The sequence below is a fragment of the Pseudomonas sp. EL_65y_Pfl2_R96 genome (assembly GCF_963970905.1).
Classification (GTDB): domain Bacteria; phylum Pseudomonadota; class Gammaproteobacteria; order Pseudomonadales; family Pseudomonadaceae; genus Aquipseudomonas.
Map to the genome: position 1 here is coordinate 1 of NZ_CAXAQH010000347.1, position 453 is coordinate 453.

The window sequence follows — 453 nt, forward strand, 5'->3', positions numbered from 1 at the left end:
TGAAGCGCTACGCTGCCAGATGCGCGAGCTTCAGAAGATGCAGGAAGCGGTAGCGGACACGCCTGACCGGCAGATCTCGCTGACCGATCCGGACGCAAGAGCGATGGCGACCTCCGGGAAGGGAACCGGGCTGGTCGGCTACAACCTTCAGGCGGCAGTCGATGCCGACAGCCATATCATCGTGGCACATGAGGTGACCAACGTGGGTCACGACCGTTCGCAACTGGCGAACATGGGCCGCAAAGCACGCGCAGCGACCGGGGCGGAAGAACTCACCGTGCTCGCCGATCGTGGCTACTTTTCAGGTGCCGAGGTCCTTGCCTGTGAGGAAACGGGCATAACAGCAATATGCCCCAAGCCGCTTACCTCCGGGTCCAAGGCGGACGGACGCTTTGGCAAACAGGACTTTCGCTACGAGCACGCCACCGACAGCTACCGCTGCCCCGCGGGTGA

Annotated in this window: 1 protein-coding gene; it reads left to right on the forward strand. The window is 62.9% G+C overall.

Features of this window, described 5'->3' with window-relative positions; translation table 11 throughout:
• On the forward strand, positions 1-453 hold a 453-nt coding region (locus tag AACY49_RS30975), incomplete at both ends, for a transposase (RefSeq protein ID WP_339528125.1).